Here is a 2179-nt window from a genome sequence, read left to right as displayed (position 1 = left end):
AAACCACCGGGAAGGCTGCCGGACTGGCCACCGGACGGAAGCGTGCTGCCTCCGCCAGGCCCACCAGGCCCACCAGGCCCACCGGGACCGCCGGGGCCGCCAGGCACACCGGGGCTACCGGGCCCACCGGGCCCGTTCGGACCGCTGATCCCGGTCGGATTCGACGAGATCGGCCCACCGGTGTACCCCGACGTCGAGGTGGAACCCGAGTAGTTGTTACCGGTCCCGCCGGTGAAGCCGTCGCCGGTCCGCTTGCCGCCACCGCCGCCGGAGTCCTCGATCGAGAACTTCAGCCCCTCCGGGCTTCCCCGCAGTTCGCCGTAGCTGAACGGGAGCGAGCTCGCGTTCTCCGTAGTGCCCTTCGCGTACCTGTCGTAGGCGTCGACCACACGAGCAGCTTCTTCGTTCCACTTTTCGATCTGCTCGTCGTTGTCGGTAAACATCGGCAGGTACTTGCCCGCGAACGTCTCCTCGGGCTTCGGACCTGGACCAGGGCCTACTTCGTACTTGACCTTGGTGAAGGACTGGCCTTGGGTGTCGAGCTGCTGCGAGACCGTGTGGAGGTTCTTGGAGCTCACGGTGAAAGCTTCCTGCAATGCCGTCAACGAGGTGGCTGCGGCGTCGCTGGAGTCGCCGGTCCAGGCGGCCTTCATCTTTCCGACAAGCTCGTTGAAGACTTCGGTCCGCTCTTTGAACCGTCCGGTCAGTTCTGTGGATCTCGAACTGGCCGCGTGGTAGCCGGTGGCGTCGCCTGACTGGAGCATCGCCGCGATCTGTTCAGCTGTGTACTTGGCCATGAGCCCTACCCCTCACTCATCGTCTTCACCGCGGCCTCTGCTGCCTGCAGTGCCAAGTCGCAGGCTTCAGCTTCGTTCTCGTTCAGCAGAGCGGTGACAGTGACCACTTGCGTATCCGTCACGCCCACATTGAGCGTGCACCCACCCTCTTTCCGGGCGTCGTACGCGTCCGCGTAAACGCCGGGGTAGCCAGCAACATCGACAGGCTCGAAGTAGCCGTACCTACCCTGCTCCTGATTTCGGTAGATGCCCGCGATCCCGAGTGGCTGGTTGTTCAGAAGGGTTAGGCCGAAGTATCCAAAATTGTCATCGTGCCAATCGCAGGCAGGGCCATATGTAGCGTCTTCACTCGGTTCGCCCGGATTGAATCCTAATGATTTCGCCTGCTGATCTGTAACCATGTCGCATGGCGATTGTTTGAACTGCTCGAGATTTGTGATCGGGTTGTTCACCTTCGGCGCTTCAGGGGAGCTGCTTGACGGCTGCTGAGCAGGTGTCGACATGGCTGGGTCCGTCGGCTCGGTGGAGCCTGCGACTGGTCGCCCCTCGTCCTCGGTACACCCGGACAAAAGGAGAGTGGCAACCGCGACGGCAATGATTCCCGCGCGAGTGCTCATCAGACTCGATTCCCCTGCGACCGAAACGTGGAAACTCCAGATTCTTCGTTTTCCTTGTAGGTTTGGATCGCCCGGCCGATAGCTTCAGCAAATTCGGTGGCAAACTTCTGCTGCTGCGTGATTGCCTTTTGCAGTTTAATGAAGTGCCTGGTTGATTCCTCGTAGTGTTTTCTGCTGGCGTCGTCGTGAGCGAGTGGCGCCAAGTCTTGCGCAGCCGCGGAACTGCCGCGATACATCTTGTCGAGCTCCTTGGCCTCGGCCGTGAACTGCCTATGGAGCTCTTCCATCTCTTCCAGGCTGAGCTCGAACCCGCCGCTTCCGCCGCCGCCGCTCTTGGCGTTCTCGCCGAACATCGAGCCGAAGAACGGAATCTTCTCGAGGATCTGCTCGATCGGGCTCTTGTAGGTCGGGGTTTCGGCCGCCTCGTCGGTCCCTTCCTGGTTAGGCGGGTCCGTGTCAGTCATACAGTCCTCCCTGCAGTGGCCATGCGCGCGCTCAAGGGTACCGACCAGCGCGCGAGGTGTCAGCGAATCCCTTCGACACCTGGTGAATGCCCCACCATTTGCAGGTGTGACGCGGTGCGGCGGGCATCCGTTCCATCCTCACTCGATTGGAGCAGCGTTGACTTCGGGTAAGTCATCGTCAAGTGACCCGGTGGCCGGTGCGCGCGCACAGGCTGGAGTCGACCTGATGCAGCTCGGCGAACGTGGTGCGGGAGATCTTGCTGGACGGCCGATCCCCGCTGGGGGAGGACGTGGCCGAGTC

At 62.1% G+C, this 2179-nt stretch carries 2 protein-coding genes and 1 pseudogene; all 3 read right to left on the bottom strand.

Going from position 1 to position 2179, the window contains the following annotated elements; translation table 11 throughout:
* Positions 1 to 797 (bottom strand): annotated as a pseudogene (locus YWM_RS26915) (hypothetical protein); the annotation flags it as partial.
* 5 nt (positions 798 to 802) lie between these two features.
* On the bottom strand, positions 803 to 1414 hold the full coding sequence (locus YWM_RS25820) for a DUF3558 domain-containing protein (protein WP_084612453.1): 612 nt from the start codon (positions 1412 to 1414) through the stop codon (positions 803 to 805).
* Positions 1414 to 1878 (bottom strand): hypothetical protein, encoded by a 465-nt coding sequence (locus YWM_RS0115360; RefSeq protein ID WP_028851450.1) that lies wholly within the window; start codon positions 1876 to 1878, stop codon positions 1414 to 1416. Before YWM_RS0115360 ends, YWM_RS25820 begins: the two co-directional genes overlap by 1 nt.
* Positions 1879 to 2179: the final 301 nt, after the last annotated feature.

Origin of the sequence: Thermocrispum municipale DSM 44069, assembly GCF_000427825.1 — a bacterium.
GTDB classification, from domain to species: Bacteria; Actinomycetota; Actinomycetes; order Mycobacteriales; family Pseudonocardiaceae; genus Thermocrispum; species Thermocrispum municipale.
The sequence above is the reverse complement of the archived record's forward strand: the minus strand, read 5'-3'. Positions and strand labels throughout refer to the sequence as shown.

Bases quoted from the DNA above. Each gene is read 5' to 3' on its own strand.
- YWM_RS25820 (WP_084612453.1), bottom strand. From the start codon at position 1,414: ATGAGCACTCGCGCGGGAATCATTGCCGTCGCGGTTGCCACTCTCCTT.
- YWM_RS0115360 (WP_028851450.1), bottom strand. From the start codon at position 1,878: ATGACTGACACGGACCCGCCTAACCAGGAAGGGACCGACGAGGCGGCC.